This is a genomic window from Luteitalea sp., from assembly GCF_044337415.1.
Taxonomy (GTDB): Bacteria; Acidobacteriota; Vicinamibacteria; order Vicinamibacterales; family Vicinamibacteraceae; genus Luteitalea.
This window is the reverse complement of the sequence record NZ_JBIINP010000023.1, coordinates 20803-46905: the sequence shown is the minus strand read 5'-3', so window position 1 is coordinate 46905 and position 26103 is coordinate 20803. Positions and strand designations below refer to the sequence as shown.

Annotated in this window: 23 protein-coding genes and 2 pseudogenes; 14 read left to right on the top strand and 11 right to left on the bottom strand. The window is 71.3% G+C overall.

Annotation, left to right across the window (positions count from 1 at the left end):
• From ACIRDX_RS06550 to ACIRDX_RS06540, 3 genes and pseudogenes are all read right to left on the bottom strand, one after another.
• A pseudogene (locus tag ACIRDX_RS06550) lies at positions 1-485 on the bottom strand (hypothetical protein); the annotation flags it as partial.
• Positions 486-542: 57 nt separating this feature from the next.
• Positions 543-2306 carry a DUF885 domain-containing protein gene (locus ACIRDX_RS06545; protein ID WP_396624596.1) on the bottom strand — a complete coding sequence of 588 codons (1764 nt, stop codon included), beginning with the start codon at positions 2304-2306 and terminating at the stop codon, positions 543-545.
• A gap of 200 nt (positions 2307-2506) precedes the next feature.
• The gene (locus ACIRDX_RS06540; RefSeq protein WP_396624595.1) at positions 2507-2695 is read right to left on the bottom strand and encodes a hypothetical protein; all 189 of its coding nucleotides are present in this window, start codon (positions 2693-2695) and stop codon (positions 2507-2509) included.
• Here ACIRDX_RS06540 and ACIRDX_RS06535 point away from each other — a divergent pair.
• Genes ACIRDX_RS06535 through ACIRDX_RS06520 form a run of 4 tightly spaced genes read left to right on the top strand, consistent with a single transcriptional unit; the run spans position 2685 to position 6771 of the window.
• Entirely contained in the window at positions 2685-3344 is a 660-nt protein-coding gene (locus tag ACIRDX_RS06535) for an Ig-like domain-containing protein (RefSeq protein WP_396624594.1), read from the top strand. The genes ACIRDX_RS06540 and ACIRDX_RS06535 overlap by 11 nt on opposite strands.
• Positions 3331-4101: an alpha/beta hydrolase family protein gene (locus tag ACIRDX_RS06530; RefSeq protein WP_396624593.1), complete on the top strand. Its 771-nt coding sequence runs from the start codon at positions 3331-3333 to the stop codon at positions 4099-4101. The genes ACIRDX_RS06535 and ACIRDX_RS06530 overlap by 14 nt, the downstream gene beginning before the upstream one ends.
• A gap of 59 nt (positions 4102-4160) precedes the next feature.
• On the top strand, positions 4161-5582 hold the full coding sequence (locus tag ACIRDX_RS06525; RefSeq protein WP_396624592.1) for a M20/M25/M40 family metallo-hydrolase: 1422 nt from the start codon (positions 4161-4163) through the stop codon (positions 5580-5582).
• Complete coding sequence (locus tag ACIRDX_RS06520) at positions 5560-6771, top strand: VanZ family protein (protein ID WP_396624591.1); 1212 nt, start codon at positions 5560-5562, stop codon at positions 6769-6771. Before ACIRDX_RS06525 ends, ACIRDX_RS06520 begins: the two co-directional genes overlap by 23 nt.
• A 77-nt stretch (positions 6772-6848) precedes the next feature.
• Here ACIRDX_RS06520 and ACIRDX_RS06515 read toward each other — a convergent pair whose 3' ends face one another.
• The 4 genes from ACIRDX_RS06515 to ACIRDX_RS06500 form a co-directional block, all read right to left on the bottom strand.
• Entirely contained in the window at positions 6849-8498 is a 1650-nt protein-coding gene (locus ACIRDX_RS06515; protein WP_396624590.1) for a M28 family peptidase, read from the bottom strand.
• A 45-nt stretch (positions 8499-8543) separates the two neighbouring features.
• Complete coding sequence (locus ACIRDX_RS06510) at positions 8544-9344, bottom strand: sialate O-acetylesterase (protein WP_396624589.1); 801 nt, start codon at positions 9342-9344, stop codon at positions 8544-8546.
• A 42-nt stretch (positions 9345-9386) separates the two neighbouring features.
• Positions 9387-10349 carry a cytochrome-c peroxidase gene (locus tag ACIRDX_RS06505; protein WP_396624598.1) on the bottom strand — a complete coding sequence of 321 codons (963 nt, stop codon included), beginning with the start codon at positions 10347-10349 and terminating at the stop codon, positions 9387-9389.
• A 304-nt stretch (positions 10350-10653) separates the two neighbouring features.
• Positions 10654-12264 carry an arylsulfatase gene (locus ACIRDX_RS06500; RefSeq protein WP_396624588.1) on the bottom strand — a complete coding sequence of 537 codons (1611 nt, stop codon included), beginning with the start codon at positions 12262-12264 and terminating at the stop codon, positions 10654-10656.
• Between the two features lie 202 nt (positions 12265-12466).
• On the opposite strand from ACIRDX_RS06500, the gene ACIRDX_RS06495 reads away from it, so the two are divergent.
• Genes ACIRDX_RS06495 through rsmH form a run of 5 tightly spaced genes read left to right on the top strand, consistent with a single transcriptional unit; the run spans position 12467 to position 16819 of the window.
• The gene (locus tag ACIRDX_RS06495) at positions 12467-13636 is read left to right on the top strand and encodes a helix-hairpin-helix domain-containing protein (protein WP_396624587.1); all 1170 of its coding nucleotides are present in this window, start codon (positions 12467-12469) and stop codon (positions 13634-13636) included.
• Positions 13637-13655: 19 nt separating this feature from the next.
• Complete coding sequence (locus ACIRDX_RS06490) at positions 13656-14252, top strand: OmpA family protein (protein ID WP_396624586.1); 597 nt, start codon at positions 13656-13658, stop codon at positions 14250-14252.
• A gap of 55 nt (positions 14253-14307) precedes the next feature.
• Positions 14308-15474, top strand: a complete 1167-nt coding sequence (locus tag ACIRDX_RS06485; RefSeq protein ID WP_396624585.1) for a DUF1080 domain-containing protein — start codon at positions 14308-14310, stop codon at positions 15472-15474.
• A 53-nt stretch (positions 15475-15527) separates the two neighbouring features.
• Positions 15528-15893: a hypothetical protein gene (locus tag ACIRDX_RS06480; RefSeq protein WP_396624584.1), complete on the top strand. Its 366-nt coding sequence runs from the start codon at positions 15528-15530 to the stop codon at positions 15891-15893.
• Entirely contained in the window at positions 15869-16819 is a 951-nt protein-coding gene (gene rsmH, locus ACIRDX_RS06475; protein ID WP_396624597.1) for a 16S rRNA (cytosine(1402)-N(4))-methyltransferase RsmH, read from the top strand. Before ACIRDX_RS06480 ends, rsmH begins: the two co-directional genes overlap by 25 nt.
• 225 nt (positions 16820-17044) lie before the next feature.
• On the opposite strand, the pseudogene ACIRDX_RS06470 reads toward rsmH, so the two are convergent.
• A pseudogene (locus tag ACIRDX_RS06470) lies at positions 17045-18487 on the bottom strand (HDOD domain-containing protein); the annotation flags it as partial.
• A gap of 275 nt (positions 18488-18762) precedes the next feature.
• On the opposite strand from ACIRDX_RS06470, the gene ACIRDX_RS06465 reads away from it, so the two are divergent.
• From ACIRDX_RS06465 to ACIRDX_RS06455, 3 genes are all read left to right on the top strand, one after another.
• Positions 18763-19077, top strand: coding sequence for a HypC/HybG/HupF family hydrogenase formation chaperone (locus tag ACIRDX_RS06465; RefSeq protein ID WP_396624583.1), 315 nt, complete (start codon positions 18763-18765; stop codon positions 19075-19077).
• Positions 19078-19095: 18 nt separating this feature from the next.
• On the top strand, positions 19096-20115 hold the full coding sequence (locus ACIRDX_RS06460) for a GDSL-type esterase/lipase family protein (RefSeq protein ID WP_396624582.1): 1020 nt from the start codon (positions 19096-19098) through the stop codon (positions 20113-20115).
• A 146-nt stretch (positions 20116-20261) separates the two neighbouring features.
• Positions 20262-21800, top strand: coding sequence for an alkaline phosphatase family protein (locus ACIRDX_RS06455; protein ID WP_396624581.1), 1539 nt, complete (start codon positions 20262-20264; stop codon positions 21798-21800).
• Between the two features lie 25 nt (positions 21801-21825).
• Here ACIRDX_RS06455 and ACIRDX_RS06450 read toward each other — a convergent pair whose 3' ends face one another.
• A complete protein-coding gene (locus ACIRDX_RS06450) occupies positions 21826-22929 on the bottom strand; it encodes an NAD-dependent epimerase/dehydratase family protein (RefSeq protein ID WP_396624580.1) in 1104 nt (367 codons plus the stop codon).
• 103 nt (positions 22930-23032) lie between these two features.
• On the opposite strand from ACIRDX_RS06450, the gene ACIRDX_RS06445 reads away from it, so the two are divergent.
• A complete protein-coding gene (locus ACIRDX_RS06445; protein ID WP_396624579.1) occupies positions 23033-24100 on the top strand; it encodes a purine nucleoside permease in 1068 nt (355 codons plus the stop codon).
• Between the two features lie 128 nt (positions 24101-24228).
• On the opposite strand, the gene ACIRDX_RS06440 is transcribed toward ACIRDX_RS06445, so the two are convergent.
• Both ACIRDX_RS06440 and ACIRDX_RS06435 read right to left on the bottom strand, forming a co-directional pair.
• Positions 24229-24504 (bottom strand): hypothetical protein, encoded by a 276-nt coding sequence (locus ACIRDX_RS06440; RefSeq protein WP_396624578.1) that lies wholly within the window; start codon positions 24502-24504, stop codon positions 24229-24231.
• Positions 24491-25090 carry a DUF3592 domain-containing protein gene (locus ACIRDX_RS06435; protein ID WP_396624577.1) on the bottom strand — a complete coding sequence of 200 codons (600 nt, stop codon included), beginning with the start codon at positions 25088-25090 and terminating at the stop codon, positions 24491-24493. Before ACIRDX_RS06435 ends, ACIRDX_RS06440 begins: the two co-directional genes overlap by 14 nt.
• Before the next feature lie 110 nt (positions 25091-25200).
• Between ACIRDX_RS06435 and ACIRDX_RS06430 the strand changes: the two genes are divergently transcribed.
• A complete protein-coding gene (locus ACIRDX_RS06430; RefSeq protein ID WP_396624576.1) occupies positions 25201-26076 on the top strand; it encodes a sugar phosphate isomerase/epimerase family protein in 876 nt (291 codons plus the stop codon).
• Positions 26077-26103 lie beyond the last annotated feature (27 nt).

Here is a 26103-nt window from a genome sequence, read left to right as displayed (position 1 = left end):
CGCGTCTGCCTGTCGAACACCCAGCCGGATGTGCCGCCCGAGGGGTAGGTCCAGTTGCTGCCCTGGAGGTTCGTGGCCGTGCTGCGGAAGGCGACGTACCGCCCATCCGGGGTGATCTGGAGGTCGGGCGCGCAGGCGCCGTTACCGGTCGTGTTCGGGTCGGTCGCCGAGAACGTCAGGAGCTCGGTCGTGTTGGCCACCATGTCGCGCACGAAGACGTTGCTCGTGGCGGCGATACCCGGCGGCACGTTCTTGCCCGGAACGAGATCGCCCGGCGTGGCCGTCGAGCAGAAGGCGACGTACCGGCCGTCGGACGACACCGCCACGCGGGCGCCGCGCTCGGCCGTGACCGAGTCGGGCGTCCTGGCGTTGACGGTGACCAGCCGCAGCGTCTGTGCCGTGCCGAGCCGGGGTGACAGGGTGGTGGCCAGTGCTCCGAGCACGAGCAGGCCGTGGAGCAGTCGCCGGGACGAGCGCAGGGTCACGAGGCCTACGGTACGCCAAACCGGGGCGATGCCGATCGTCCCGGTTCAGCAGCCCAGCTACTTCGTCGCGGTCGCTCCGGCCGAGGTGCGGGCCTCGGCGATGAACTGCGCCATGCGCGCCTCCAGCACCGACAGTGGCACCGACCCGAGCGCGAGGATGGCGTCGTGGAAGCGGCGCTGGTCGAACGCCGTGCCCAGCGCCGCCTCGGCTTCGCGGCGATGCCGTCGGATCTGCAGTTCGCCCAGCTTGTAGGAGAGCGCCTGGCCCGGCCAGGCGATGTACCTGTCGATCTCGGTGGTGATCTCGTGCTCGGAGAGCGCGGCGTGCGCGCGCAGGTAGTCGATGGCCTGCTCGCGCGTCCAGCCGAACTGGTGGAGCCCCGTGTCGATCACCAGCCGCGAGGCGCGCCACATCTCGTACGTGAGCCGCCCGAAGTCCTCGTACGGCGTCTCGTAGATGCCCATCACCGTCCCGAGCCACTCGGTGTAGAGGCCCCAGCCCTCGCCGTACGCGGAGAACTGCGTGGCACGGCGGAAGGGCGGACGCTCGGGCCCCTCGAGCGCGAGCGCGGCCTGCATGCTGTGGCCCGGCGTGCACTCGTGGAGCGTCAGCGCGGCCAGCGTGTAGAGCGGGCGCGCCGGCAGGTTGTAGGTGTTCATCAGGCAGGCGTCGAGGCCGCCGCGTCCGCCCGTGTAGATCGGCGCGAGCGCCTCGGGCACCGGGCGGATGCCGTGCCGCCGACGGGGCAGGAAGCCGATGGTCTCGGCGAGCTTCCAGTCGGCCTTCTTGGAGACGTACGCCGAGTAGGACAGCAACTCGCGCGGCGTGCGTGCGTAGAACTGTGGATCGGTGCGCAGGAAGGTGAAGAACTCCGCCATGCTGCCCGTAAAGCCTGCACGCGTCTTGGTGGCCTCCATCTCGGCGCCGATGCGCGCGACTTCCTTCAGGCCGATCTCGTGGATCTCCTTGGCCGTCAGGGGCAGCGTGGTGAACTTCTCGATCATCGCCTGGTAGTACGCGGGCCCGTCCGGCAACGTGCTTGCGCCGACACTCGTGCGCGCCCCCGGCAGGTACTCGTCGCGGATGAAGGCGAGGAGTCTCGCATACGCGGGCGTCACCACCTCGCGCAGCACGGTCATCGCCTCGGCGCGCAGAGCCGCCTGCTCCGGGCCGGCGATGGCGGCCGGCATCTGCGCGAACGGCGCGTACAGCGGGTTGGTCGTGTCGGCCTTCACGTACGGCTCGATCGTCGCGTCGCGCCCGACGACGGCGACACGGGGCACGGTGAAGCCGCGCGCGAGCCCGGCGCGCATGTTGGCGGTCTGCTCGTCGAAGTGACGCGGCACGTCGCGCAGCCGCGCCAGGTAGGCGCGATAGGCGGCCACGGTGGCGAACCCCTGCCGCGGCGTGAACGACGTCCAGAAGAAGGTGTCGCTGTTGAACGGGGTTTCGTACGTGCGGTAGCGGACGTCGTTGGCGAGCGCGGTGATGGACGCGCGGAACACCTGCGCGTTCACGCGCTCCTCGGGCGACAGCGCCTCGAGCGGGATGCCGTCGAGCGTCGCCAGCGCCCTGGTCCAGTACGCCAGGCGCGCCTGCTGGGAAGCCGCGTCGACGCGGGCGAACCGCTCGCCAGGCCCAGAGTCGCCTCCCTCGCCCCGACCGCCGAACTCCCGCTGCCGCCAGGTCCACTCGGCGGTGTAGAGCGCGCGGAGTCGCGCGTCGGCCGTCGACGCGCCCGCTTGCGCGCCGGCGGTGCCGGTCATCACGAGGCCGAGGCCGAGGAGCGCGAACGCGAGGCGCAGGCGTGGGAGCAGCATGAGGCCGACAGGGTAACGCCTCTTCATGCTTCATGCCTCATGCCTCATGCCTCAGGGCTTGGGGCTTGGCGCTTGGGGCTTGGGGCGAAGCTTTGGTACCCGGTACCCGGTACCCTGTACCCGGATTTCCATGAGCGAATCTCCGCACCGCCGGATTTCTTCCCTATAATCTCGGCGCCACACCGGTGTGGCCACGCAGGTCAGGCAAGGGGCAGGATGGCTGGACGGTCGGCAAGCAGGATCATGGCGGGGGCGTCGGCCCTCGGCTTCGGCATGGTGTTGGCGATGGTCGGGTGCTCGGGGGGCTCGGAGAGCCGCACGGTGAGCGTGACCTCGCCGACGCCCACGACCACCACGACCACGGCCACGGTGACCGCCGTGCGTGTCACTGGCCCGACCGAGATCACCACGGCGGGGGGCACGGCGCAGTTCACGGCCACGGTGACGCTGTCGACCGGCGCCACCGAGGATCGCACCAGCGCGGCCCAGTGGTCGTCCGAGAACACGGCTGCGGCCACCGTGTCCAACAGCGGCATGGTGACCGCCGTGGCCGACGGCAACTCGAACATCGTGGCCAGCTTCGGGGCGGTCCGCGGCTCGGCGGGGCTGTCGGTCCGGGTGCCGAAGCGTACGCCCGATCCGCCAGCCGGCCAGCGTCTCCCGCTGCCGGACGTCCGCGCGTTCATCCAGCAGAAGAACGCGGAGCGCCCCGAGCTGCTGGCGCAGTCGTGCCCGGGCGGCGTGAAGTACCGCAGCAACCCCTGGCTCGACTACATCGTCGACGAGTTGCGTAAGGTCGACACGCGCTGGGGGTACAACGCCAAGCCGTCGCGCGGCCCGGCCGACAACGGCGGCTTGCCCGTGATCGCCGCCGGCGACGAGATCGCGTACAACTACGGGCCCGGCCCGGATCAGGGGTCGCGCGATGTGCACCTGGTCGACATTCTCGCCAACCACTGCGGGAACCCGCCGTCGCTGACGTGGCGTGTCTTCACCGGTGAGGAGCCGGGGATCTGGACGAGCCTTGGCCGCTTCTGATCGCCGGGCGCTGCCGTTCCCGATTCGCAACGCGCCGGGCGAGCGGCTCGACGTGGCCTACCAGCCCGCGGCAGGTGCTGCGGGTGATGCCGCTCCCCCTGCCGTCGTGGTCATCGGCCACGGCGTGACGTCGCATTGGGATCGGCCGTGGCAGACGGAGCTGGCCGAGGCGCTGGCCGATGCAGGACTCGCGTCGGTGCTCGTCTCCTACGCGGGCAACGGCAACTCGGAAGGACGCTTCGAGGACGTGACGCCCACCAAGGAGGCGGCCGACCTCGGCAGCGTGCTCGACGCGCTGGCGGCGTGGGGGGTGAGTCGCCTCGCCTACGCCGGCCACAGCATGGGCGGCGCCGTCGGCGTGCTGCGGGCGTCGAGCGACGACCGCCTCGTCGCCCTGGTGTCGCTCGCCGGGATGTTTCACGTCCGCACGTTCATGGAACGCACGTTCGGCCATCTCGTGCCCGGCGAGGGGCTGATGCTCGACAAGCCCGGCTGCGTGTGGAACCGCACGCTCGCCGACGACGCGGCGCGGATCGGGTCGCTGCACGTGCAGGCGGCCGCCGTGCGCGTCCCCTGGTTGCTGGTGCACGGCGAGGCCGACGAGCTGGTGCCGTTCCAGGACGCGATCGATGCGCGGGCGGCCGCGGGAGGCCGGCCCGATCTCGTGGCGTTGCCCGGCATCGACCACCGCTTCACGGGCGCCATCCCGCAGGTCTGCGCCGCCGTCGTGCCCTGGCTGACGACGCGCATGGCCTGACGCCGCCCGGCGTGCGGCGACGTGTTGTCGCATGCCGGCTTTGCCATGAGAATGGCCAGATGCGGAATCGGTGGCGACATGCGTGCATCGGCGTGCTCCTCGTGTTGGCGTGCGCCGACCTCCGGGGCCAGGCGCAAGGGCGTGCGAGGGCCGAGTCCGTCGAGGACGAGGCGCTCCGGCATTTTCAGGCCATCCTGCGGCTCGACACACAGAACCCTCCAGGCAACGAGGTCCGTGTCGTCGACTACCTGAAGCGGGTCTTCGACGCCGAGGGCATTCCCGTCGAGATCCTCGCGCGCGACCCCGCGCGGCCCAACCTCGTGGCCCGGCTGAAGGGCAGCGGCGCCAAGCGGCCCCTGCTCCTGATGGGCCACACCGACACGGTCACGGTCGATGCCTCGAAGTGGACGCACGGCCCGTTCTCGGCGGCGCGCGAGGGCGGGCACGTGTACGGGCGCGGCTCGCTGGACGACAAGCCCAGCGTGGTGGCCGGGCTGATGACGTTGCTGCGGCTGAAGCGGGAGGGCGTGCGGCTCGATCGCGACGTGATCTTCCTGGCCGAGGCGAGCGAGGAGGGCAACGGCCCCTTCGGCATCAACCACATGGTGGCCTCGCACTGGGACCGCATCGACGCCGAGTACTGCCTGGCCGAGGGCGGGAGCGTCGTGAGGACCGAGGGTGTGGCGCGCTACGCCACCATCACCACCACCGAGAAGATTCCCTACACAGTGCGGTTGGTGGCGCGCGGCGTGGCGGGGCACGGCTCCATCCCGCTCGAGACCAACCCGATCCTGCACCTGTCGCGGGCCATCGCACGCGTCGGGGCGTGGCGTGCGCCGCTCCGGCTGAACGAGACGACGCGGGCCTACTTCGCGGGACTTGCGCGGCTGGCGACCCCGGAGGACGCGCGGTGGTTCACGGCCGTGTCCGAGGGACGCGACCTCGAGGCCGCCTACGACCGCTTCGCCACGCAGGCGCCGCAACTGGCCACGCTGCTGCGGACCAGCATCTCGCCCAACATCGTCAAGGGCGGGTACCTGCGCAACATCATCCCGTCGGAGGCCGAGGCGACGCTCGACATCCGCGCGCTGCCCGACGAGGACATCACGGCGTTCCTCGCGCGTCTGCGCGAGGTGATCGCCGATCCGGCCGTCGAGGTCCTGGCGCCGGACACCACGGCGACGCGACCAGCCGCGCCGCCCTCCGGGCTCGACACGGAGGCCTGGCGGGTCCTGGCCGACGTCCACACCCGCGCCTATGGCGTGCCCGTCCTGCCCGTGATGCTGGCCGGCGCCACCGACTCGGCACAGGTGCGCGCGCGGGGCGTGCAGTGCTACGGCATCGGCCCGCTGATCGACCGTGAGGACGTCCAGCGCGGCTTCGGCGCGCACAGCGATCAGGAACGCATCCTCGAGTCGGCGTTCCAGCAGTTCGTTCGCGTCCACGGGGACGCCGTGCGTGCCCTTGCCGCCGCTCGCTGATCGGAGCTCGCGCGGGCGCCTCCTGACGCTCCTGCTCTACGCCGCCTTCATCGGCTACCAGTCGCTCGCCGCGGGAGGCACGTGGCACTGCGGCGGCGACGTGCTGGAAGTGCCTCGGCGCATCGCCCGCGGCGACCTGCTGGTCAACATCGTCGCCTACGTGCCGCTCGGGGCGCTGTGCGTGGCGGCGGCCTGGCCGGTGAACCGCCGGGTATCGACCATCGTGCTGGTGGTGGTCGGCAGCGCGATGCTGGTCTCGCTCTACTCGCTGGGCATGGAACTGGTGCAGGCCTGCGAACCGAAGCGGGTGTCGTCGGCCATCGACTGGGCCGCCAACTCCGCCGGGGGCGCCGCCGGGGCGATTGGCTGTGCCTTCGTGCTGATGTTGCGGCTGCCGCGCGGCCTGCCAGCCCTGACCCTCGACGACCCGCGCCTGCGCGCCTGCACGCTGGCGGTGGCGCTCCTCTGGATCGCGTCGGAGACGATGCCCTGGCTGTTCTCGCTCGACCTCGGGCAGGCACGATCCCACCTGCGGTTCCTCGTCCGGTCCGACCCGCTCGCCGACCTCGATCCCTGGCGCATCGCTCGTCACGCGGGCGCGTGGCTCGCCATCGCTGCCGCGTGTCGCCTGGTGGTGCGCAGCACGCCAGCGGCGCTCGCGTGCATCGGGCTGATGGCGGCTGCGTCGCTCGGTCTGCAGGTGATCGCGTTCGCGCGCGTGCCGCTGTCGTTCGCCGAGCTGTTCGGCATGGCGGCGGCCCTCGGGCCTGCTGCGCTCGGCATCCTGCTCCTGCGGGAGCGGCATGCGTTGCGCGCCTGGCCGGTGGCGCTGCTGGCCGGCGTGATCGTGGTGCTCGTCGCCTACCAGTTGCACCCGGAGGTCGAGAAGAACGCCGGGCGGTCCTTCGGCTGGTGGCCGCGCGTCGGCTTCGGCAGCCCGATCGGCGCGCTCGACTTCGCGTGGCTCTTCGGGTGGGTGGGCCTGTCGACGGTAGCCGCGGCCGAATGGGCCCGACGGGCGATGGTGCCAGCCTGGCCGCAGGCCTGGCCTGCCGCAATCGTCGCGCTCGTGTTCCTCCTCGAACTCGCGCAGGCCTTCGTGCCCGGGCGCAGCGGCGACACATCTGCCGTGCTGTTCACCGGGCTCGCGGTGATTGCCACGCGCGCGGCGCTCCGCGAGATCGAGTAAGGCTCGGCAGTCGGGAGTCGGCAGTCGGCAGCCGGGAGGGAGTCGGCAGTCGGGAGGGGGTCGGTGGTGCGCGAGGCCTACCGGACACCCGCCGGGGCGGTGGGCACGCGCAGGACCGACTCGGGGATCGCGCGCTCGATGCGCGGGCGTGTCGTCGTGTCGGCCAGCGCCCACAGGCTTGCGTACACCGTGCGCGCGACGGCCTCCATCTTGGCCACGTCCAGGTACTTCGCCTCGTCTGACGGCAGGTGGTAGCGCGGGTGCGTGCCGGTGTTGAAGCCGATGGTGAGGATGCCGCGCTCGAGATACGGCCCGGCATCCGTGCGCGGGTAGAAGAACTCGCTATCGGGGCGGTCGTCCCGGCGATTGAACGTCATGCGCAGGTAGCCGTCGTTCACCCGCTGCAGCAACGCATCGGTGGTGGGGCTCAGCGCCGCCGGCCCGATGAGGAACACCTCGTTGGGGCCCGCCGCGTCGGCCGATCCGGCATCTGCCCGGCCCGGCGCGCGCGTGGCGCCGATCATGTCGACGTTCACGTGGGCGACGATGCGATCGAGAGGCACCGGCGGCTGGTGCACGAAGCGGCGCGTGCCCCACAGGCCGCGCTCCTCGCCGCTGTCCCAGAGCAGCACGATCGTGCGCCGCGGCCGCGGCCCCTTCATCAACTGCTCCGCGATGGCCAGCAGCCCCGCGCTCCCGCTGGCGTTGTCGTCGGCAGCGTTGTAGATCGCGTCGCCATCGACGGTGCGCGTGCCGACGGCGCCATCCAGGTGTGCCGCGATCGTGACCACCTCGTCCTTGAGCGTCGGATCGCTGCCCTCGATGCGCGCCACGAGGTTGTACGGGTGCTCGGCGGCCACGCCCACCAGCGGCAGGTGAATGTCGATGCGCTTGCGCAGCCGGAACGAGCGCGGGTAGTCGCGGGCCTCGCCTCGCGCCAGCAGCGTCGGACCGTCGATGGCCTCGCCGTTCATGAGGGCCTCGACTGTCTCGCGCGCCAGCACCAGCGAGGTCACCGGCAGCGCCGCATAGGCCGACGGCACGGCGGGCGCCAGCTCGCGCCGGACGATGTTCGCCGTGCGCATCGCGGCCCAGTCGGCCTTCGGATCCGACGGCGTGAGGAACAGCACGCCGAGCGCGCCGCGCGCCTTCGCCTCGGCAAACACCGACGATGCGCCGACCGCGACGCGACCGACCTGGGTGATCGGCGTGCCCGTCGGCATGGCGCGCGGCCCGTGCGCGAGCACGAGGGCATCGCGCACGTCGACGTCCTTCCAGGGGTCGATGCCGCGGCCCGGCGCGCGCCAGCCATGGCCCACGTACACCACGGGCACGCGGCCCTTCACGCCACGGGCGAACGAGCGCAGGACGAAGTCGTCGCCGAACACGAACCGACGGCCGCCGATGGTCAGCGTGGCGCTCCCGGTGCCCGCGTGCAGTTCCTGCAACTCGTAGTGCTGCCGGTAGGTACCCTCGTCGCCCGCCGGCGCGACACCCGCGGCGCGCAGCCGCGCCTCGATGTAGGTCGCCGCCACGTCGAAGCCCGGCGACCCCGTGTCTCGCCCACGCAGGGCGTCGGAGGACAGGAACTCGAGGTCACGCGCCAGCGCGGCCCCGGTGATGCCGTCGGCCGCCGCACGGACAGCCGCCGGCAGCGACCCGTCTTGTGCCGCCACGGCCCCCGACAGCGCGAGGCAGACAATCACGATCCAGGCAGGTGCGCGCATGCGATACAGGGTAATCCGACTGCCGACCGCCGACTGCCGGTGCCCTTACCGCCCCGTGCCCAGTCTTTCGTACGCGTTGGCGTAGCGACGACCGAATTCGCGGAGTGAGGCGCTGTCGAAGTGGACGCGGTCGCCGTTGTGCACGAGGCCGTCGCTGGCCACGAATGCGGTGTGGGCGACCTTCGCAGGCAGCGCGCGGTGCGCCGCGTCCACCGTCCGACGTGCGTCGTCCCACGGCACGTCCGGGTACTGGCCCAGCTGGCCGACGATGAACGGCAGGGTCGGCGCATTCAGCGACGCGCGAAAGCGTGCGATCAGGGCATGGAGCTTCGCCTCGTACACGGGAGCGAGTTCCGGCGTCGCGTCCGACTCGCCCTGGTGCCAGAGGATGGCCTTCAGCGTGCCGCTCGGCAGCGCCGCTGCGGCGCGCGCCAGCGCGTCGTCCCACGGATGGCTCTTCGTGGCCTCGTCGTAGGCGCCGGGCTGCCAGAGATCGATCCGCGTGCCGCCGACGGCAGTGGGGATGAGCCCGATCGTCGTGCCCGGCGAGGACTCCAGCACTCGGGCGGCAAAGCTGCGCCCGAGCCCGGTGCCGGCCACCGGCTTGTCGAAGTGCATGGGGTCGACGGCGGGTACCCAGGCGCGTGCGCGGTCGAGCATCAGGACGCGCGGGATCGGCGTCGTATCGACGGGTTCCACCTTGCCGCGACCAGCCATGTTGGACTGGCCGGCGAGCAGGAACAGGTGAAAGGACTCCCGCGCTGGCAGTGCCGGCGCGGGCGCCTGGGGACTGGGGGACATCGCAAGGCCGATCACGGCCAACAGGGTGAACAACGCTCGATGCATCGGGGCCTCTCGGTCCCGGAAGTATCGCCGAACCCCCGGCTGTCAGGGCTTCGGTCGGGGTGTCGTGGCCACGCTCGGCGGCAGGATCGGCATCGTCACCTCTGGCTGCTTCCCCGTCAGGCTGCCCATGAACGCCGTGAGCGTGTCGATCTCCGGCTCGGACAGTTTGCTGCCCAACTGCGCGTCGCCCATCACGGCCACCGCCTCGCGCAGGTCCCAGACCGTCCCGGTGTGGAAGTACGGCGCGGTCAGGGTGATGTTGCGCAGTGTCGGGACCTTGAAGCTGTACTGATCGCCGTCGGTCCTGGTGACCGTATAGCGCCCCTTGTCGCCCGGGGGCAGCAGTGTGGCACCCGGCGACGCGAAGACGCCGAACTTCGCGTACATGGCACCGCCGATGTTGATGCCGTTGTGGCAGCGGATGCAGCCCTTGTCGATGAAGACCGAGAGGCCTGCCTTCTGCTCGGCCGACAGCGCCGCGGCGTCGCCCTTCAGGTAGCGATCGAATGGCGCATCGGGCGTCAGGAGGCCAGCCTCGAACACGGCGATGGCCTTCTGCGCATTGGCCAGTGTGACGGGGTCGGCCTCGCCTGGGAACGCCCTGGCGAACGCGTCGCGATAGCCGGGGATGCCTCGCAACTGCTCGGGCACGTGCACTTCGGGCGACGCCATCTCGACCGGGTTGACCATGGGCCCGCCGGCCTGCGCCTCGAGGTCGGCCGCGCGCCCGTCCCAGAACTGCGCGGTGTTGAAGACCGCATTGAGGACCGTGGGGGCGTTGCGCCCGCCACGCTGCCAGCGATGGCCGATCGATGTCTCTTCGTTGTCGGTGCCGCCGAGGCCGAGGTTGTGGCAGGAACTGCAACTGATGGCGTGACTGGCCGCGAGCCGGGGATCGAAGAACAGCATCTTGCCGAGCGCGACCTTCTCGGGCGTCGCCGCGTTTCCGGGCAGGTCCGGGGCCGTGTCGGGGATGACCTTGAACAACTCGCGGGCGGTGACCATGAGTGGGTCGGCAGGAGCCGCCGCCGGCGTGGTGGCCGAGGGCTGGCCGGTGGCTGTGCCCGAGGTACCGCCTGGGGCCGGCCGCTCGCAGGCGGCAAGGGCGAGGCTGGTCACGACAAGGGCAGTCAGTGCGAGGCACTTCATGGCGGGTACTCCTCGAAGGTGTCGTGTCGATGCGTCACGGCATGCCTTCGAGTATGCGCTTCTCCCCGCAGCGTGACGAACCCTGCAGCATGCGCACATGCGCAGCGGTTGGCGCGAGCGTCGATCCGGAATGCTTACGGATGAGCCAGCGGCCCACCCGTCATTTCGTCGCCTCTCTCGCGCCGACACGGGTGGCCCATGCGCGCCACTGTCGCTCCATCGCGGCGGCGCGATCGGGATGCGTGCCGGCCAGGTCGCGTGTCTCCACCGGATCGGCGGCCATGTCGTACAGTTCAGCCGGCCCGGCCCGCTTGCCATCACGCACGAGCTTCCAGTCGCCATCACGGATCGCCCAGTTGCCGCCGTAGGCCCAATACAACGGCTCAGGACGTGTTGCCGACAGGTCGCGCAGGGCAGACGCGAGGCTGCGGCCGCGCATCGGCGTCACGTCCACGCCGTCGCGCGCACGGGGATACGTGGCGCCGGCGAGTTCGACGACGGTCGGCATCACGTCGATCACGTGTCCGACGTGGTCGCTGAAGCGGCCGGGCCTGGCGATACCCCTGGGCCAGCGCGCGATCATCGGCGTGCGGATGCCGCCTTCGTGCACCCAGTCCTTGTACAGGCGGAACGGCGTGTTGGACACGTGGGCCCACGGCTCCAGGTACGCCACGTAGCTGCCGCGCGCCCCGATCGGCACGCTCGGGTCGTTCAGGCCACGCCCGGCCACGGCCTCCATCGTCGCGCCGTTGTCGGAGAGGAACAGCACCAGCGTGTCGTCGTCCATGCCGCCGTCGCGCAGCGCCTGCATCACGCGGCCGATGCCCTGATCCATGCGGTCGACCATTGCCGCATACACGGCCATCAGCCGGGCCCACTCGTCGCGACGAGGGGCGTCGTCCCAGGCGGGCACGCGCTCGGGCCGTGCCAGCAGCGGGTGCCGTGCGTCGATGACGCCGAGGTCGCGCATGCGCGCATGGCGCGCGGCGCGGATCGCATCCCACCCGGCCTCGTAGGTCTTTGCGTAGCGCGCGATGTCTTCCTCGCGTGCGTGCAGCGGGAAGTGCGGCGCCGTGTACGCCAGGTAGAGCAGGAACGGCTGCGCGCGTCGCTCGCGCCCGTGCTCGCGGATGCGATCGACCGCGTAGTCGGTGTAGGCGTCGGTCGCGTAGTACTCGGGCGAGGAGGGTTCCCAGAGTCGATCCTCGAGCACCATCTGCCGGCTGCGTCCAGGCTCCTTCAGCAGTTCGAAGAACGACGTCGCGCCGCTGATGAGTCCGAATGCCCGATCGAAGCCCCGCGCATGAGGCCAGTGCGCGGGCAGATCGCCGACGTGCCACTTGCCCGAGAAGTACGTCCGGTAGCCCGCGCCGCGCAGCACCTCGGCGACGGTCACGCTCGACGCCGGCAGGTAGCCCTGGTACGGGCCGGCCGGGCCAGGCGTGCCGTTGGCCAGTTCGCCCATGCCGGCCTCGTGCGGGTACAGACCCGTCAGCAACGAGGCACGTGTCGGCGAGCACTTGGCATTGTCGTAGAACTGCCGGAACCGGACGCCCTCGCGCGCCAGCGCATCGAGGGTGGGAGTCCGGACCTCGGATCCGTACGGCCCGATGTCGGAGTACCCCATGTCGTCGGCCAGGATCACGACGATGTTCGGGCGCCGGGGCGCGTCGGCAGGCTCTTGACTGGTGGCCGACAGGGGACGCGCGACCAGCCACGCCGTGCCGAGGAGCATGAGGGCCGCCACGGCAGCGGGGAGGCGTCGGGGCATGGGCGTGATGATGGCCCACGCCGGCCATGTGGTCGAGAGCCGGCCTGCCCTTCGGGTGAGGCAGGCATGACTGGCACTAGGCACAGGCTGCGCGGGGCACTCCGCCTCTGTACAGTCTGACGGCCCCCCCCCAAGATCGTGCCGGAGCCTCGGCGCGAACGCGCCTGCGCGTCCGCCGTGGAGCCGGCAGGAAAGAGTTCCCATGTCCATGCTCCCCTGTGTTCTCTGGTGGCTCGTGCTCGGCAGCCTGCTCGGCTGGCTCGGCAGCTGGCTGCTCGGCCGGCTGCTCGCGCATCCCACCCCCCCACCGGTCGAACGTCTCGTCGACCGTATCGTCGAGAAGACCGTCGACAACCCGGCGCACCTCGCGCGCATCTCGGCGCTGGAGTCCGAGGTAGCCGGCATCGCGGCGCTGCACAGCCAGATTCAGCAGTTCAAGGCGACGCCGCCCGCCGTGGTCGAGAAGATCGTCGAGAAGCCGGTCGACCGCATCGTCGAGAAGGTGGTGGAGAAGCTGGTCGACAACCCGGCGCACCTGGCGCGCATCTCGGCGCTGGAGTCCGAAGTGGCCCTGATCGCGGGGCTGCGCAGCGAGGTTCAGCAGCTCAAGGCCACGCCCCCCACCGTTGTCGAGAAGGTGGTGGAGACGGTCGTGGAGAAGATCGTCGAGGTGGATCGCGTGGTGCCCTTGAACGCGACTGCCGCGCGCCTCGCCGGGTTCGGCGTCGAGCGCGACGACCAGCTGGAGATCATCGAGGGCATCGGCCCGAAGATCGCCGACCTGCTGCGGGCCCAGGGCGTGACCACGTTCCGCCAGCTCGCCGAGACCTCGCCCGAGCGCCTCCGCGTGATCCTCGACGCGGCTGGCCCGGCGTACCGCATCGCCGATCCCGGCACGTGGCCGGAGCAGGCCGCGCTGGCGGCCGACAACCGCTGGGAGTCCCTCGCGGCACTGCAGGCCGTGCTCGACGCCGGTGTCCGCACCGATCCGCGCAAGGCCATCGGCGACCTGAAGGCGCTGATCGCCGATCGCGACGCCGAGATCGCGCGCCTCACGGTGCTGGCACTCCCGCCGGCCGATCTCGACGCGGCCCGCGCCGCCGGCTTCGCGGTCACGGGTCCCGACGAGATCGAGATCGTCGAGGGCATCGGGCCGAAGATCGGCGCGTTGCTGCGCGAGGCGGGCATCGACACCTTCGCCCGCCTGGCACAGACGGCGGTGCCGACCATCCAGGTCCTCCTCGACAACGCCGGCCCCGCCTTCCGCATGGCCAATCCCGAGACGTGGCCGGAGCAGGCGGCGCTGGCTGCCGGCAATCACTGGCGCGCCCTGCGCGCGCTGCAGGACGTGCTGACCGCGGGCAACCGCTGAGTCGACGAGGAGACCCGTGATGGATACGACACACAGCCTCTCGCCTGCCGCGGTCCGGTCGCTCGACCGCTGGCACCTCCTGGGCGCGCTGGCCCTGCTCGCGCTGCTCCTGCTCCTCCCGCTGCTGTTCGGCATCGGGCCGAACTCCTGGCGGACCTGCGCGGCCGAAGGCGCCGCCACGATGGCCGCGCCCGCAGTGGTGGCGCCGACCGTCGCCGAGCCCGCGGCATCGGTCGCTCCCGCAGCCCCGGCTGCGGCGGTGACGCCTGCGGCCGAGGTGGCTCCCGCAGTGGCCGACGTGCCGCCCGCCGCGCGCGTGTACTTCGCGCTCGACCGCACCGAGGCGCCGGCCGACGCCTCGACCACGATGGCCGCCGTGATCGCGTACCTCAAGGCGCATCCCTCGGCCAAGGCGCTCGTCAGCGGCTTCCACGACCCGCGCGGCGACGTCGCGCACAACCAGGAGCTCGCGCTGAACCGTGCCCGCACGGTGCGTGCCCTGCTCGAGTCGGCCGGCATCGCGCGCGACCGCGTCGTGATGGACAAGCCGCAGGAGACGACCGGGACCGGGTCCAACGAGGAGGCCCGGCGCGTCGAGGTTCGCGTCCAGCCGTAGCACCGCCTGCCGCGCGGGTGGCCCCGACGCCACCCGCGCGGATACACTGCGCGACATGCGCATCCCTGTCGCCGTGACCGTGGCCGCCCTGCTCTCGATCGGCGCAGCGGCTCCCCAGGACGAGTCGTTCACCTCACTCTTCGACGGCAAGAGCCTCGCCGGCTGGGTGAACATCAACTGCGCGCCCGACACCTTCGCGGTCCGCGACGGCGTGATCGCGGTGACGGGCGTGCCCATCTGCGAGATTCGCACCGAGCGCATGTACGAGAACTTCGTGCTCGAGCTCGAGTACCTGCACGAGGCCCCGATGGGTAACGCGGGCGTCTTCGTGTGGGCCGACCCGCTGCCCGCGCGGGGCCAGCCCTTCCTGCGCGCCATCGAGGTACAGGTACTCGACGGCCGCAACTCCGACACCTACACGAGTCATGGCGACGTGTTCGCCATCCACGGTGCCGTCCTCACGCCGGACCGTCCTCACCCGAAGGGCGCCATGCGCAGCCTGCCGAGCGAGCGCCGCGCCAAGGGGCCGGGCGAGTGGAACCACTACCGGATCACGGCGCGCAACGGCACGCTGAAGCTCGCGGTGAACGGCAAGGAGGTGTCGGGCGGCTACGACATCTCGCCGCGCAAGGGCTACATCGCGCTCGAGTCCGAGGGCGCCCCCGTGCGCTTCCGCAACATCCGCATCCGCGAGCTCCCGCCGTCGGGCACGCTCACGGCGACGCAGGTGGCGGCCGAGTACCAGGGGCATCGCGCGCTGTACGACGGCAAGACCTTCGGCGGGTGGCGTGTCCCGGCCGCCGAGGCCGACCGCTGGCACACGAAGGACTGGACCATCGCCTACGAATCCTCCATGGCGGCTCCCGGCGCCCCGCTGCTCACGCAGGACACCTACGGCGACGTCGAGGTCATCGCCGACTGGCGCTTCGTGGACGAAGCCGAGCCCGCCGCGACGCAGGCGGTGCCGACGCCCACCGCGCGCATGCTGCCCGGGGTCCGCGCCGTCATCGTGCCCCGGCAGGAGGGCGCCGCGCAGAAGCCCGGGCAGTGGAACCGCCTGGTCCAGCGCGTGCAGGGCACCAGGCTGACGGCACACCTGAACGGACAGCTGCTGGTCGACGATGTGGCGCAGGCGTCGCTGCCGGCCCAGGGGCGGATTGCCCTCCTGCCGGTCGGGCGAAAGGTGGAGTTCGCCAACGTGCTCGTGAAACGCCTGCCGTGAGGATCGCGTCTGAAGGGCCGAGCCACGTACAGGCCCACTCACGAGGAATTCGCATGCGCACGCTCCTGACCGCCCTCCTGCTCGCCGTCGTCACCGTCACGCTCGGCGCCGAATCGCCGGCCGCCGGCCCCTGGAAGTTCACGATGAGCAGCCCGATGGGCACCGTCGAGGCCAAGGTGGACCTCAAGGTCGACGGCGAGACCCTGACCGGCAGCTTCGACCTCGGCGGCGGGCGTGTGTGGCCCGTCGAGTCGGGCAGCATCAAGGGCGACGCCGTCGCGTTCACGCTCAAGCGTGACCGCCCATCGGGTGGTTCGATGGCCTACGAGATGACCGGGACGGTGAAGGGCGACACGATCAGCGGCAACGCCAAGGCCATGGACAACAACGTCGAATGGTCGATGGTCCGCCAGAAGTAGGTCCGCATCGCCCGATCATGGTGGAGGAGGTCCTCCACCATCTTCGGCCATCGCCCGGCGCGTTCGTCGTCGACTGCACGGTCGGTGGCGGCGGACACGCCGCCGCCATCCTCAGGCACCTCGGTCCGTCGGGCCACCTGCTCGGCCTCGACGTCGACGCCCTCGAACTGCCCCTCACGGAGGCGCGCCTGCGAGACGCCGGCTACGGCGCCGAGGTCCTGACGCTGCGCCACGCGAGCTTCAGGGATCTGCCTGCCGTCCTGGCCACCCTCGGGCGCCCGAGGGTCGACGCCATCCTGGTGGACCTCGGCGTGTCCGCAATGCAGCACGACACGCCCGCGCGCGGGTTCAGCTACAAGCTCCCCGGGCCGCTGGACCTGCGCCTGGATCCCACCACGGGCGCGCCGGCGTCTGCCCGATTGGCCGAGCTCGACGCGGCAGCCATCGCCGACGTGCTCACCCGGTTTGCCGACGAACCCCACGCCGCGGTGATCGCCGAGCGCCTGGCCGCCACCCGTCCCGACACCACGCATGCGCTGGATCGGCAGGTGCGCCAGGCCCTGGCCGCCGCGACTCCCGCCCTGTCGAAGGCCGAGGTGAAGATGTCGGTCCGGCGCACCTTCCAGGCGATTCGCATCCTGGTGAACGACGAACTGGCCGCGCTCGACGCGTTGCTGGCATCGCTGCCGTCGTGCCTCGCCCCCGGCGGGCGCGTGGTGGTGCTCACGTTCCACTCGGGCGAGGATCGCCGCGTGAAGCAGGCGTTCAAGCAGGGACAACGATCGGGCACGTACACGCGCATCGCGCGGGCCGTCGTCAGGTCGGCCAAGGACGAGACGTTCGCCAATCGTCGCGCCGCCTCGGCCAAGCTCCGCTGGGCCATCAGGGGCCGGCTGCCGCGCGCGTTGTCTACGAATCCTTCGTGAAGGCGCGCGTGGCGGCGTCGAGGAAGGCCAGTCGCCAGGCCTCAGGTCCTTGACGGGCACGCGGCTCTCCTGACTCACGGCCTCGACCGGCTCCCCCTTCAGCAGGCGCAGGACGAGGTCGCGTCGTGCCTCGGGGCCGAGTTGCGCGGTCACCTTCGCGGCATCCTCCCGCTCGGCCCTCGCCCGTCGCATCGCGCGCACCGCGAGGTCGCGCAGGTGCACCGCGAAGGTGACGGTCGCGGCATCCGGCGGCTCGGTCGTGGTGGTGCGGTCGACGATGATGGCGCCGACCGACCGGTTCTCGATGACCAGCGGCAGCACGAGCACGGTCTGCGCCCCGAGCAGGGCCAGCAGTCGCGCCTCGTCGGCGGCCGGGTTGCGTGCCAGCGCCGCGAACAGGTCGAGTCGGCGGAGGACCGCGCTGCCGACGGCCAGCCCCTGCGGCCCGAGCGTGACCGGGAACCGCAGGCGCTTCACGAAGGCGTCCACGCCCTCACCCAAGCCAAAGCGACCGACGAGCTCGGTGCGCGTGTCGGTGAGCAGGCAGAACGCCGCGCGCGAGAACGGCCCGGCGCGCACGATGGCCTCGAGCACGGTGAGCAGGATCTCGTTCACCTCGAAGTGGCCCGGGCTGGTCACGGCGGCCTCGAGCTCCCCGATGAGCTGTTGCCGCGCCGCGGGAGAGTCCGGACCGCGCGCGATCTCGATCTCCAGCGTGTCTGGCGGCGTGTCGCTCGGGGAGACTCCCGGCTCGTCGTCGGGGGCCAGGCTCGCCATCGCCGCATCCACCTGGCGGCTCAGGCGCAGGTCTGCCGTCGACAGGCCGAGGCTGGCGAACATCTCGTTGGTTTCGGCGCAGCCCTCGCGCAGGATGCCCTGCAGCGTGTCGACGGTGAGGCCCAGCGCATGCCCGTAGCGCTGGAGGATGAGCGTGAGGGTCTGCGGAGACTCGGTGGGCACCTGCCGGTAGACCGCGTTGGTAAGGTCGTGCCCGAAGCTCACCAGCCGTTCCAGGTCGGTCGTCGGCCCACCCGGCGCGGGCGCGCCACCGAACCCGGCGAGCCCCCAGTGCCGGCAGGCGGCCTCTCCGAGGTCCTCGAACCGGAAGTGGAGCACGGCCAGCGATGCGGCGCCGAGCGTGGTGTCGTGCTTCTTCAGGTGCGAGAGCACCGCGGCGTAATCGTCCGGAAAGTGGCAGGCGAGCAGCACCTCGCCGACGTTGCGGAACATGGCCGCGAGGTGCGCCTGCTCCGGCCGCGGCAGCCGGACGTGCTCGGCGGCGAGACGCGCGTGGCTGGCCGTGAGCATGGACAGCGCCATCAGCTGCTTCAGCGCCGGCGCCTTGCGCGCGTAGTGCTCGAGCAGCACGAGGCTGCCGGCGAGGTCGCGCACGGTCTCGACGCCAAGCACGACCATCGCCTGCGTCACCGACAGCACGTGTCGGCCAGACCGGTTGTAGTGAAACGAGTTGACCGTCCGCAGCACCTTCAGCGTCAGGCTGTAGTCGCCCAGCACGACGTTGGCCAGCGACTGCATCCCGGTCTCCTCCTGCTGGAGGACGTCGATCACCTCGTGCAGGCGCTCGGTGAAGGCAGGGAAGTCCCCGCCGGCGACGATGCGCTCGAGGTATTCCTGGACACGCTCGTCACGGCTGCGGGGATCGGCCATTCAAGGGAGAGATGCGGAGCGCGTGCCACGCGCGCGGGACCGGCGACATGCCGGAGTCGGCTCATTCGGCTCTGGAACGCGTCGAGCTTACGCACGAGGGCACCGGGGCACAAGGGCACACGTGGTCCCGCGTGGGATGCGTTACCACCTTGGGAAGTAAATCCCGCTCTATGTTTTCCAGCGACTACACTGATCACCGTGTCCATCGCGGTCGTGCCGCTCAGGGCGCTGGCCTTGTCGCCCGCCGTGGCTGCCGTCCCGCCTGAGGTCCTGCCATGTGCCTCGCCGTTCCCGGCCGCCTCGTGAGCATCGAAGGTGACGACCCGCTCCTGCGCGCGGGGCGCGTCGACTTCGCGGGCGTCGTCAAGCAGGTCAACCTGGCCTACGTGCCCGAGGCCGTCGTCGGTGACTACGTGATGGTCCATGTCGGCTTCGCGATCGCGAAGGTGGACGAGGAGGAGGCCACGCGCGTCCTCGCGTACCTGGCCGAGATGGGCGCCCTCGCCGAACTCGACGAGGCCGCCGCCGAGGGGGGCGCAACGCCAGGCATGGCGGCCGCCCCGGGCGGCCCGCCACGCACGTCGTCCTGAACAGCTATGCTCTCGGGCATGCGATTTCCGTTCGTCGATCGCGGCCGGCTCGCCCGGCGTGGCAGCGTGCCTGCCCTTGCCTGCGCGCTCGCCCTCGTCCTCACGACGCCCGCCCTCGCGCAGTCGCCGACGATCATCCCCCACGGCCAGGGTCTGGTCGATGTGGTGCCGCCACAGGCGCCGCTGGTCGTGCGGTACACGCTCGACGGCACCGATCCCACGCACGACGCGGGCGCCTGGCTCGCACCTGTGGTGGTGCCTGCGGGCTACGTGCTCAAGGCGCGCCTGTTCAAGCCCGGCGGGTCGCCGGTCGGCGAGATCGTGACGCACGGGGAACCGCTGCCGTCGGGTGCCACCCGCACCCCGTCCACGCTCGTGCCCCTGACGCAGAACCGCGACTGGCGCACCTACGACTGGGTGGACCGGCACGCGTCGGCGGCCGCGCTGATCAAGGAGCGGCGACCCGAGATCGTGCTGATTGGCGATTCGATCACGCACTTCTGGGCGGGCGATCCCTTCGACCTCCGCCACGCGGGCGTCGACTCGTGGGCGCGGCTGTTCGCGGGCCGGCGCGTGGTGAACCTCGGGTACGGCTGGGACCGCACCGAGAACGTGCTGTGGCGGCTCGCGCACGGCGAGTTCGAGGGCGTGTCGCCGGCGGTGGCGGTCGTGATGATCGGCACCAACAACGTCGGGCGCAACACGCCCGACGAGATCGCGGCCGGCGTCGAGCAGATCTGCGCCGTGATTCACGGCGCGTCGCCGTCGACGCGCATCCTGCTGCTCGGCATCTTCCCGCGAGGCGAGAAGCCCAATCCGGCGCGCGACACGGTCGGCGAGATCAACACGCGCATCGCCAGGCTGGAAGGTCGGTACGGCATCACCTACCTGGACATCGGGCACGTGTTCCTCGGCCCGGACGGCACCATCGCGAAGGACGTGATGGGCGACTTCCTGCACCCGACGGCCAAGGGGTACACCCTGTGGGCCGACGCGATGGCGCCGACACTCACGCGCCTGCTCGCGGCTCCGAGGTAGAAGCGGGCGAGCGACCGCGTCGCGCTCGGTCCGTTCGTAACCGTCGCCCCAGCCCACGCGTAGCCGTCGCCCCAGCCCACACGTAGCCGTCGGACTTGTCCGACGGTCGCTGTCTCCCGTCGCACGACGGTGCTAGGGTGATGCGCGTGCGCGCCCTTGTCGCCCTGCTGCTCGCCGCCACGCTCACCACGTGGGCGGCGCCACCCGAGACCCGTCGGCACCTCGTGATCGTGGTGGACGGCCTCAGGCCCGACTACGTGACCCCCGAGGTGATGCCGCACCTCACGGCGCTCGGCGCGCGCGGCGCCGTGTTCACGCGTCATCACGCCGTGTACCCGAGCGTCACGCGCGTCAACGCCTCGTCGTTCTCGACGGGCGCCTACCCCGAGGTCCACGGACTGCTCGGCAACTCCGTGTTCTTCCCACGGGCTGACGCCACGCGCTTCCTCGACACGGCCGACCGCGACGCGCTGTTGAAGATCGAGGCCGCCGAGGGGCGACTGCTCACGGCTCCGACGCTCGGCGAGATCCTGCAGGGCGCCGGCAAGCGGATGCTCGTGGTCGGTTCGGGGTCGGCCGGCGCGGCCTGGCTCAACAACCACACGGTTGCCGGCGGCGCGATGCTGCACGCGGCGTTCGTCGTGCCGGAGTCGCTGCGTCCCGCGGTCGAGGCGCTCGGTCCGCTGCCGTCGAAGGATGCGCCGCTGCACGAGCGCGACCGTCACGCGGTCGACGTGTTCCTGAAGGTGGGCCTGCCGCGCGTGGATCCCACCGTGAGCCTGCTGTGGCTCGGCGCACTCGACGGCACGGCGCACGCGAAGGGCGTCGGCACGCCAGAGACCCTCGAGGTCCTCCGGCACGTGGACCGGCAGATCGCGCGCCTGCAGGAGGGGCTCGCGGCGGCCGGCCTCCTCGAGTCGTACGACATCTGGGTCACGTCCGACCACGGGTTCTCGACGCACACCGGCGGACCGGACATCGGCGCGGTGCTGCGGCCGTTCGCGGGAAGCCTGCCCGATGGCTCCCCGCGGGTGCTGCACTCGGGCGGAGCCATCCACGTCCGCGACGGCGACGCCGCCCTCGTCGCCCGCATCGTCTCGGCGCTGCAGGCGACGCCGGGCGTGGGCGCGATCTTCACGCGCGGGGCTGGTGCGGGCACGCCCGAGGGGCGCGTGCCAGGCACGCTCTCGTTCGATGTCGTGCGCTGGGCGCACCCCCGGTCGGCCGAGATCCTGTTCTCGCCCGAGTGGACCGACGCGAAGAACGCGGCGGGCATGCACGGCACCGTCTCCGCCGGCGGCACGGCCGGTCATGGCAGCGCGAGCCCCTGGGACATCCACAACACCCTGATCGCGGCCGGGCCTGACATCAAGCGGGGCGCGCGTATCGATGCGCCGAGCGGCAACGTCGATCTCGCGCCGACGCTGCTGCAGGCGCTCGGACTGGCCGTGCCGTCCACGATGCAGGGGCGTGTGCTCGTCGAAGCGCTCGCCGGGCAGCCCGCCATCGCCGCCGCGGCGGTCCGCACGGTGGAGCACACCGCGCGCACGCCATCGGGCACGTACGCCGTCACCGCACGTGTGTCGGTGGTGACCGTGCAGGGCCGTGAGTCCCGCTATTTCGACGGCGCGAGCACGACCAGGCCGGCTGCGGAGAAGGCAGGGCCGGCTGCGGACAGAAGGTAGGGCCGGCTGTCCCAGCCCGGCCCGTTCACCTCGCCGCGACAGTGGCCAGCAGCTCGCGCTCCAGCGCGCGGGGAATCGCCCACTTCGCGCTGGCCTGTCGCTCGGCAGGCAGGCTCCTGAACCAGGCCAGCGTGTCGCGGACGGTGTCGCCAACCGGACGATGCCGGAGGCCGGCGTCGAAGGATCGGGTGGTCGCGATCGTCGTGTGGCCCAGGTCCTTGCCAGTGGCGAGCACCCACGGCACCTGGCCGTCGACCCCTTTCGACGCGAGCAGGGCCTCGTCGGGGAGCCACACCAGCCGCGGCGACACGCCCAGCGCCGCGCAGGCCTCTCCGAGGAACCGCTCCATCGTGAGCGGCGCGGCCGGGCCAATGGCGTTGAAGATGCCCGAGGCTCCGGCCTCGACGAGCCCGAGCATGAACGCCGCGAGGTCGCGCACGTCGATGTACTGCCCGGGGTCGGTGCGCTGACCCGGCACCAGCACGTCGCCACCCTCGGCCAGGCGCACGGGCCAGTACGTGAACCGGTCCGTGGGGTCGCCAGGGCCGGCAATGTACGTGGGGCGCACGATCAACCCGCGCGTGCCGAAGGCGTCCCTGACGATCGCCTCGCACGCCGCCTTGCGCGTGCCGAAGGACTCCGAGCCATCAGCGGGATCGGCCGCCTCGGTGTGCACGGGATCGGCCTCGACGAGGCCGCGACGCAGGTATGGGTAGTACACCCCGGTCGACGACGTGAAGAGGTAGCGGCCGGAGGTGGCCAGGCGAGCCGTCGACAGGCGGACCCAGGCAGGATTGGTGGCCGAGTCGTCGATGACGGCGTCCCAGCGGCGCCCCCCGAGCGCCTCGAGCTTGCCGTCCCGGTCGCCGACCAGCCGTTCGACGCTGGACGGCAAATCCGCCTGCCGCCGTCCGCGCGTGAAGATCGACACACGGTGCCCGCGCTCGACCGCGAGCCGCACCAGGTGGGGTCCGATGAAGCCCGTGCCGCCCAGCACGAGGATCGTGAGCGGGGCCGAACTGGCGCACGTCGGCCGGCTTGCCGCGGCGGCTCCGACGACGGCGGCCGAGCCCTGCAGGAACTGACGCCTGGTCCACGCCGCACGCCACACCCGCCCGGATCGATGCATGGCAGCAGGGTAGGCCCCACGGCGCCTCCGCGCCAGTGCCACGCCTGCCCCGTTCGTCGTCGCCGACGCCAACCGGCGGCACGGTCGGGCTAGCATACGGGGCGTGGCTCGTCGCTTCGTCCCATTCCTGATCGCACTCCTGCTCGCCTCGGTCGCGCGTCCCGCTGTCGCCCAGACTGCGCCCATCCCGGTCAAGGTCGTCGTGGTCTCGATGTTCGAGCTCGGCAACGACACCGGCGATCGGCCTGGCGAGTTCCAGCACTGGGTCGAGCGGAAGAAGCTCGACCGCGTCTTCCCGTTTCCGCAGGGCTTTCGCGACCTGCGGATGAACGACGAGGGCGTGCTCGGCGTGGTCACCGGTGTCGGCACCGTGCGCGCCGCGGCGACCATCATGGCGCTGGGCCTGGACCCGCGCTTCGATCTCTCGAAGGCCTACTGGGTGGTGGCCGGCATCGCCGGCATCGACGCCGAGGACGCCTCGCTCGGGTCGGTGGCCTGGGCCGAGTGGATCGTCGACGGCGACCTGAAGCACGAGATCGATGCGCGCGAGATCCCGCCCGACTGGACGACGGGCATGGTGCCGCTGCGCAAGTCGCGCCCCTACGAACTGCCGAAGGAAGTGGGCGACACCGCCGAAGTGTTCCGGCTCGATGCGGGCCTCACCGAGTGGGCGTATCAGCTCACGCGCGACGTGCCTCTCACCGAGTCGCCGGAGATGCGGGAGGAGCGTGCCCGCTACCCCGAGGGTGTCGTGCGTCGACCGCCGTTCGTGCTGAAGGGCGACAACCTCTCGTCGAGTGCGTTCTGGATCGGCGCGAAGCTCACCGACTGGGCGAACGACTGGGTGCGCTACCACACCGGCGGGCAGGGCAGCTTCGTGACCTCCGCGATGGAGGACAGCGGCACCGTGCAGTCGCTGACGTGGTTGTCGCGCGCGGGGAAGGTCGACATCCGCCGCGTGCTCGTGCTGCGTGCCGGCAGCGACCACGACCTGCCGCCGCCCGGCCGCTCGGCCGCAGAAGCGCTGGCGCGCACGAAGATCGGCCAGTACGCGGCCTACGGCCCCGCCATCGAGAACGCCTATCGTGTCGGGGCCGCCGTGGTGGAGGCGCTCCTCGCCCAGTGGTCCACGTACCGCGACACGCCGCCCGTCGCAGCGCCCCGCCGGTAGGCATCGAGGCGAAGCCTCGTCGCCACGTGCGTCCTGCTGTTCGGTGTGGCGATGGTCTCGCCGGTCTCGCGCGCTGCCGCACCCGCCACGCTGGTGCCCGACGACTCGCGTGCCAGGCGCGCCCGGCGTCAGGCGTCCTCAGGCGTCGCCGGCGCGAAGAGCTCGTCGCACTCGTCCACGGGCGCATCGTCTGACCACCACCACGTGTGCAGCGTGCCTGTCGACGTCTCCTCGAATGTGAACACCGTGCGAGCGTCGTGGTGACTGTGCCCCACCGAACGCAGCGTGTACCGGCCTCCGGCCACGAAGCGCTGACCTGGCGCCGCGCCGAACGTGCGCCGCGCGACGTAGCGGCGGCCGAGCACCATCGGGTGGTCTCGCCAGGTGCGATCAGGCAGGGCCACGCGTGCCTCGGCGCGTGGTGCGCCGGTGGCGTGGCGACCGCAGGCGCTCCAGCAGCAGGGCGACCGCTGCGAATCCGCCCATCACGGCGAGCAACACGGCCAGCACGAGCATGAAGATGAGTGTCACCAACTCCTGGCCGACGCCGAGGAGTGGTGGCGCCACCATCGTTGCCGCCAGCGCCATGAGCAGGACACCGCCGCAGAACAGCCACGCGATGAGGTGGGGCTCGGGGAGGGTCAGGAACACCGCCTCCGGTGCGGCTGGGTCGACGTACACCTCGGCGGTCGACCCGCGCGGGAAGCGCGTCGCGACCTGCCGCTCCGCCTGCACGTCGCCCCTGCCGTAGGCGCTTCCCGTGGGGGAGCGGCTCCATGCCTCGACCACGCGCCCCTCGTGCATGTACCGCACGCGCACGTCGACCCGGCGGCTGCTCGAACTCGTCTCGGTGCGATACCCGAGCACCTCCGCCTGCGCGCGCGGCCAGCGGCGCATCGCCAGACGCTGTCGCAGGTGGCGCCACGAGAGGTGCCACAGGAACAGCCCCGCCGTCGTCGCGCCGAGCGCGAAGAGTCCCTCGCTCCACACGCCGCTACTCTACCTCCGCCTGCCGCGCGGCATCCGCCTGGCCCTGCGGGGCGCGCGCCGATTGACTTTTCCGCCGCCCCTGCGCAGAGTGGCGCTCGATGAGACCCGTGATGCTGTGCCGTGCCCTCGTGCTGGTCGCCCTGGTCGTCGGTTCGTCGCGCGCCGATGCGCAGGGCCTGTCGCTGCGGTACGGCGTCGCCACGTTCGGCGACGTCGAGCCCCTGCGAGAGGCCACGGCGATCGGCGCGTGTGGCTACGACTACATCGAGCCGGGGCTGGCCAAGACACTCGCCCTCCCGGAGGCCGATCGCGTGGAGCAGGTGCGCCGCATGCGTGAGGCGGGCATCCGGATCGAGACGATGAACTGGTTCCTGCCAGGGGCCGACATCAAGCTCACCGGGCCCAACGTGGACAAGGTGAAGGTCAGGGATTTCCTCGAGCGGTCACTGACGCTCGCCCAACAGATGGGGGCGCGCGTCATCGTGTTCGGCAGTCCGGGCGCGCGGTCGTTCCCGGAGGGCTTCCCGCGCGAGCAGGCGTGGGAGCAGCTGAAGACCTTCCTGCGCATGGCCGGCGGCATCATCGAGTCGCACGGCTACGGCATGGTCATCGGCATCGAGCACCTGCGCAAGCCCGAGAGCAACATCATCAACACCGTGGCGGAAGCGGCGCAGCTGGCGCGCGAGGTGAATCACCCGAAGGTGAAGATCATCGTCGACTTCTACCACCTGACGTTCGAGAACGAGCACCCGGACGTGATCCTGTCGGCGAAGGACCTGATCGTCCATCTGCAGATCGCCGACCCCGCCAAGCGCGGGTTCCCGATGAGCGACGCAGGCGAGCCGCGGTACCGCCAGTTCTTCGACAACCTGCTGAAGATTGGCTACAAGGGCCGGCTCAGCATCGAGGCCAACTCCTCGAACGTCGCCGGCGACTGCGGGCCGGCGTTGAAGTTCCTCAAGGAGATGGCCGCCGCGACGAGGTGAGGATCGACCGGCGGTTCAAGGAGAGAG

What these genes read in the sequence shown, in the direction of transcription:
- ACIRDX_RS06515 (WP_396624590.1), bottom strand. Translation starts at nt 8,498, where the DNA reads ATGCGCGCACCTGCCTGGATCGTGATTGTCTGCCTCGCGCTGTCGGGG.
- ACIRDX_RS06510 (WP_396624589.1), bottom strand. Translation starts at nt 9,344, where the DNA reads ATGCATCGAGCGTTGTTCACCCTGTTGGCCGTGATCGGCCTTGCGATG.
- ACIRDX_RS06465 (WP_396624583.1), top strand. Translation starts at nt 18,763, where the DNA reads ATGTGCCTCGCCGTTCCCGGCCGCCTCGTGAGCATCGAAGGTGACGAC.
- ACIRDX_RS06490 (WP_396624586.1), top strand. Translation starts at nt 13,656, where the DNA reads ATGGATACGACACACAGCCTCTCGCCTGCCGCGGTCCGGTCGCTCGAC.
- rsmH (WP_396624597.1), top strand. Translation starts at nt 15,869, where the DNA reads ATGGTCGATGGTCCGCCAGAAGTAGGTCCGCATCGCCCGATCATGGTG.
- ACIRDX_RS06460 (WP_396624582.1), top strand. Translation starts at nt 19,096, where the DNA reads ATGCGATTTCCGTTCGTCGATCGCGGCCGGCTCGCCCGGCGTGGCAGC.
- ACIRDX_RS06545 (WP_396624596.1), bottom strand. Translation starts at nt 2,306, where the DNA reads ATGCTGCTCCCACGCCTGCGCCTCGCGTTCGCGCTCCTCGGCCTCGGC.
- ACIRDX_RS06430 (WP_396624576.1), top strand. Translation starts at nt 25,201, where the DNA reads ATGCTGTGCCGTGCCCTCGTGCTGGTCGCCCTGGTCGTCGGTTCGTCG.
- ACIRDX_RS06495 (WP_396624587.1), top strand. Translation starts at nt 12,467, where the DNA reads ATGTCCATGCTCCCCTGTGTTCTCTGGTGGCTCGTGCTCGGCAGCCTG.
- ACIRDX_RS06485 (WP_396624585.1), top strand. Translation starts at nt 14,308, where the DNA reads ATGCGCATCCCTGTCGCCGTGACCGTGGCCGCCCTGCTCTCGATCGGC.
- ACIRDX_RS06505 (WP_396624598.1), bottom strand. Translation starts at nt 10,349, where the DNA reads ATGGTCACCGCCCGCGAGTTGTTCAAGGTCATCCCCGACACGGCCCCG.
- ACIRDX_RS06450 (WP_396624580.1), bottom strand. Translation starts at nt 22,929, where the DNA reads ATGCATCGATCCGGGCGGGTGTGGCGTGCGGCGTGGACCAGGCGTCAG.
- ACIRDX_RS06525 (WP_396624592.1), top strand. Translation starts at nt 4,161, where the DNA reads ATGCGGAATCGGTGGCGACATGCGTGCATCGGCGTGCTCCTCGTGTTG.
- ACIRDX_RS06500 (WP_396624588.1), bottom strand. Translation starts at nt 12,264, where the DNA reads ATGCCCCGACGCCTCCCCGCTGCCGTGGCGGCCCTCATGCTCCTCGGC.
- ACIRDX_RS06480 (WP_396624584.1), top strand. Translation starts at nt 15,528, where the DNA reads ATGCGCACGCTCCTGACCGCCCTCCTGCTCGCCGTCGTCACCGTCACG.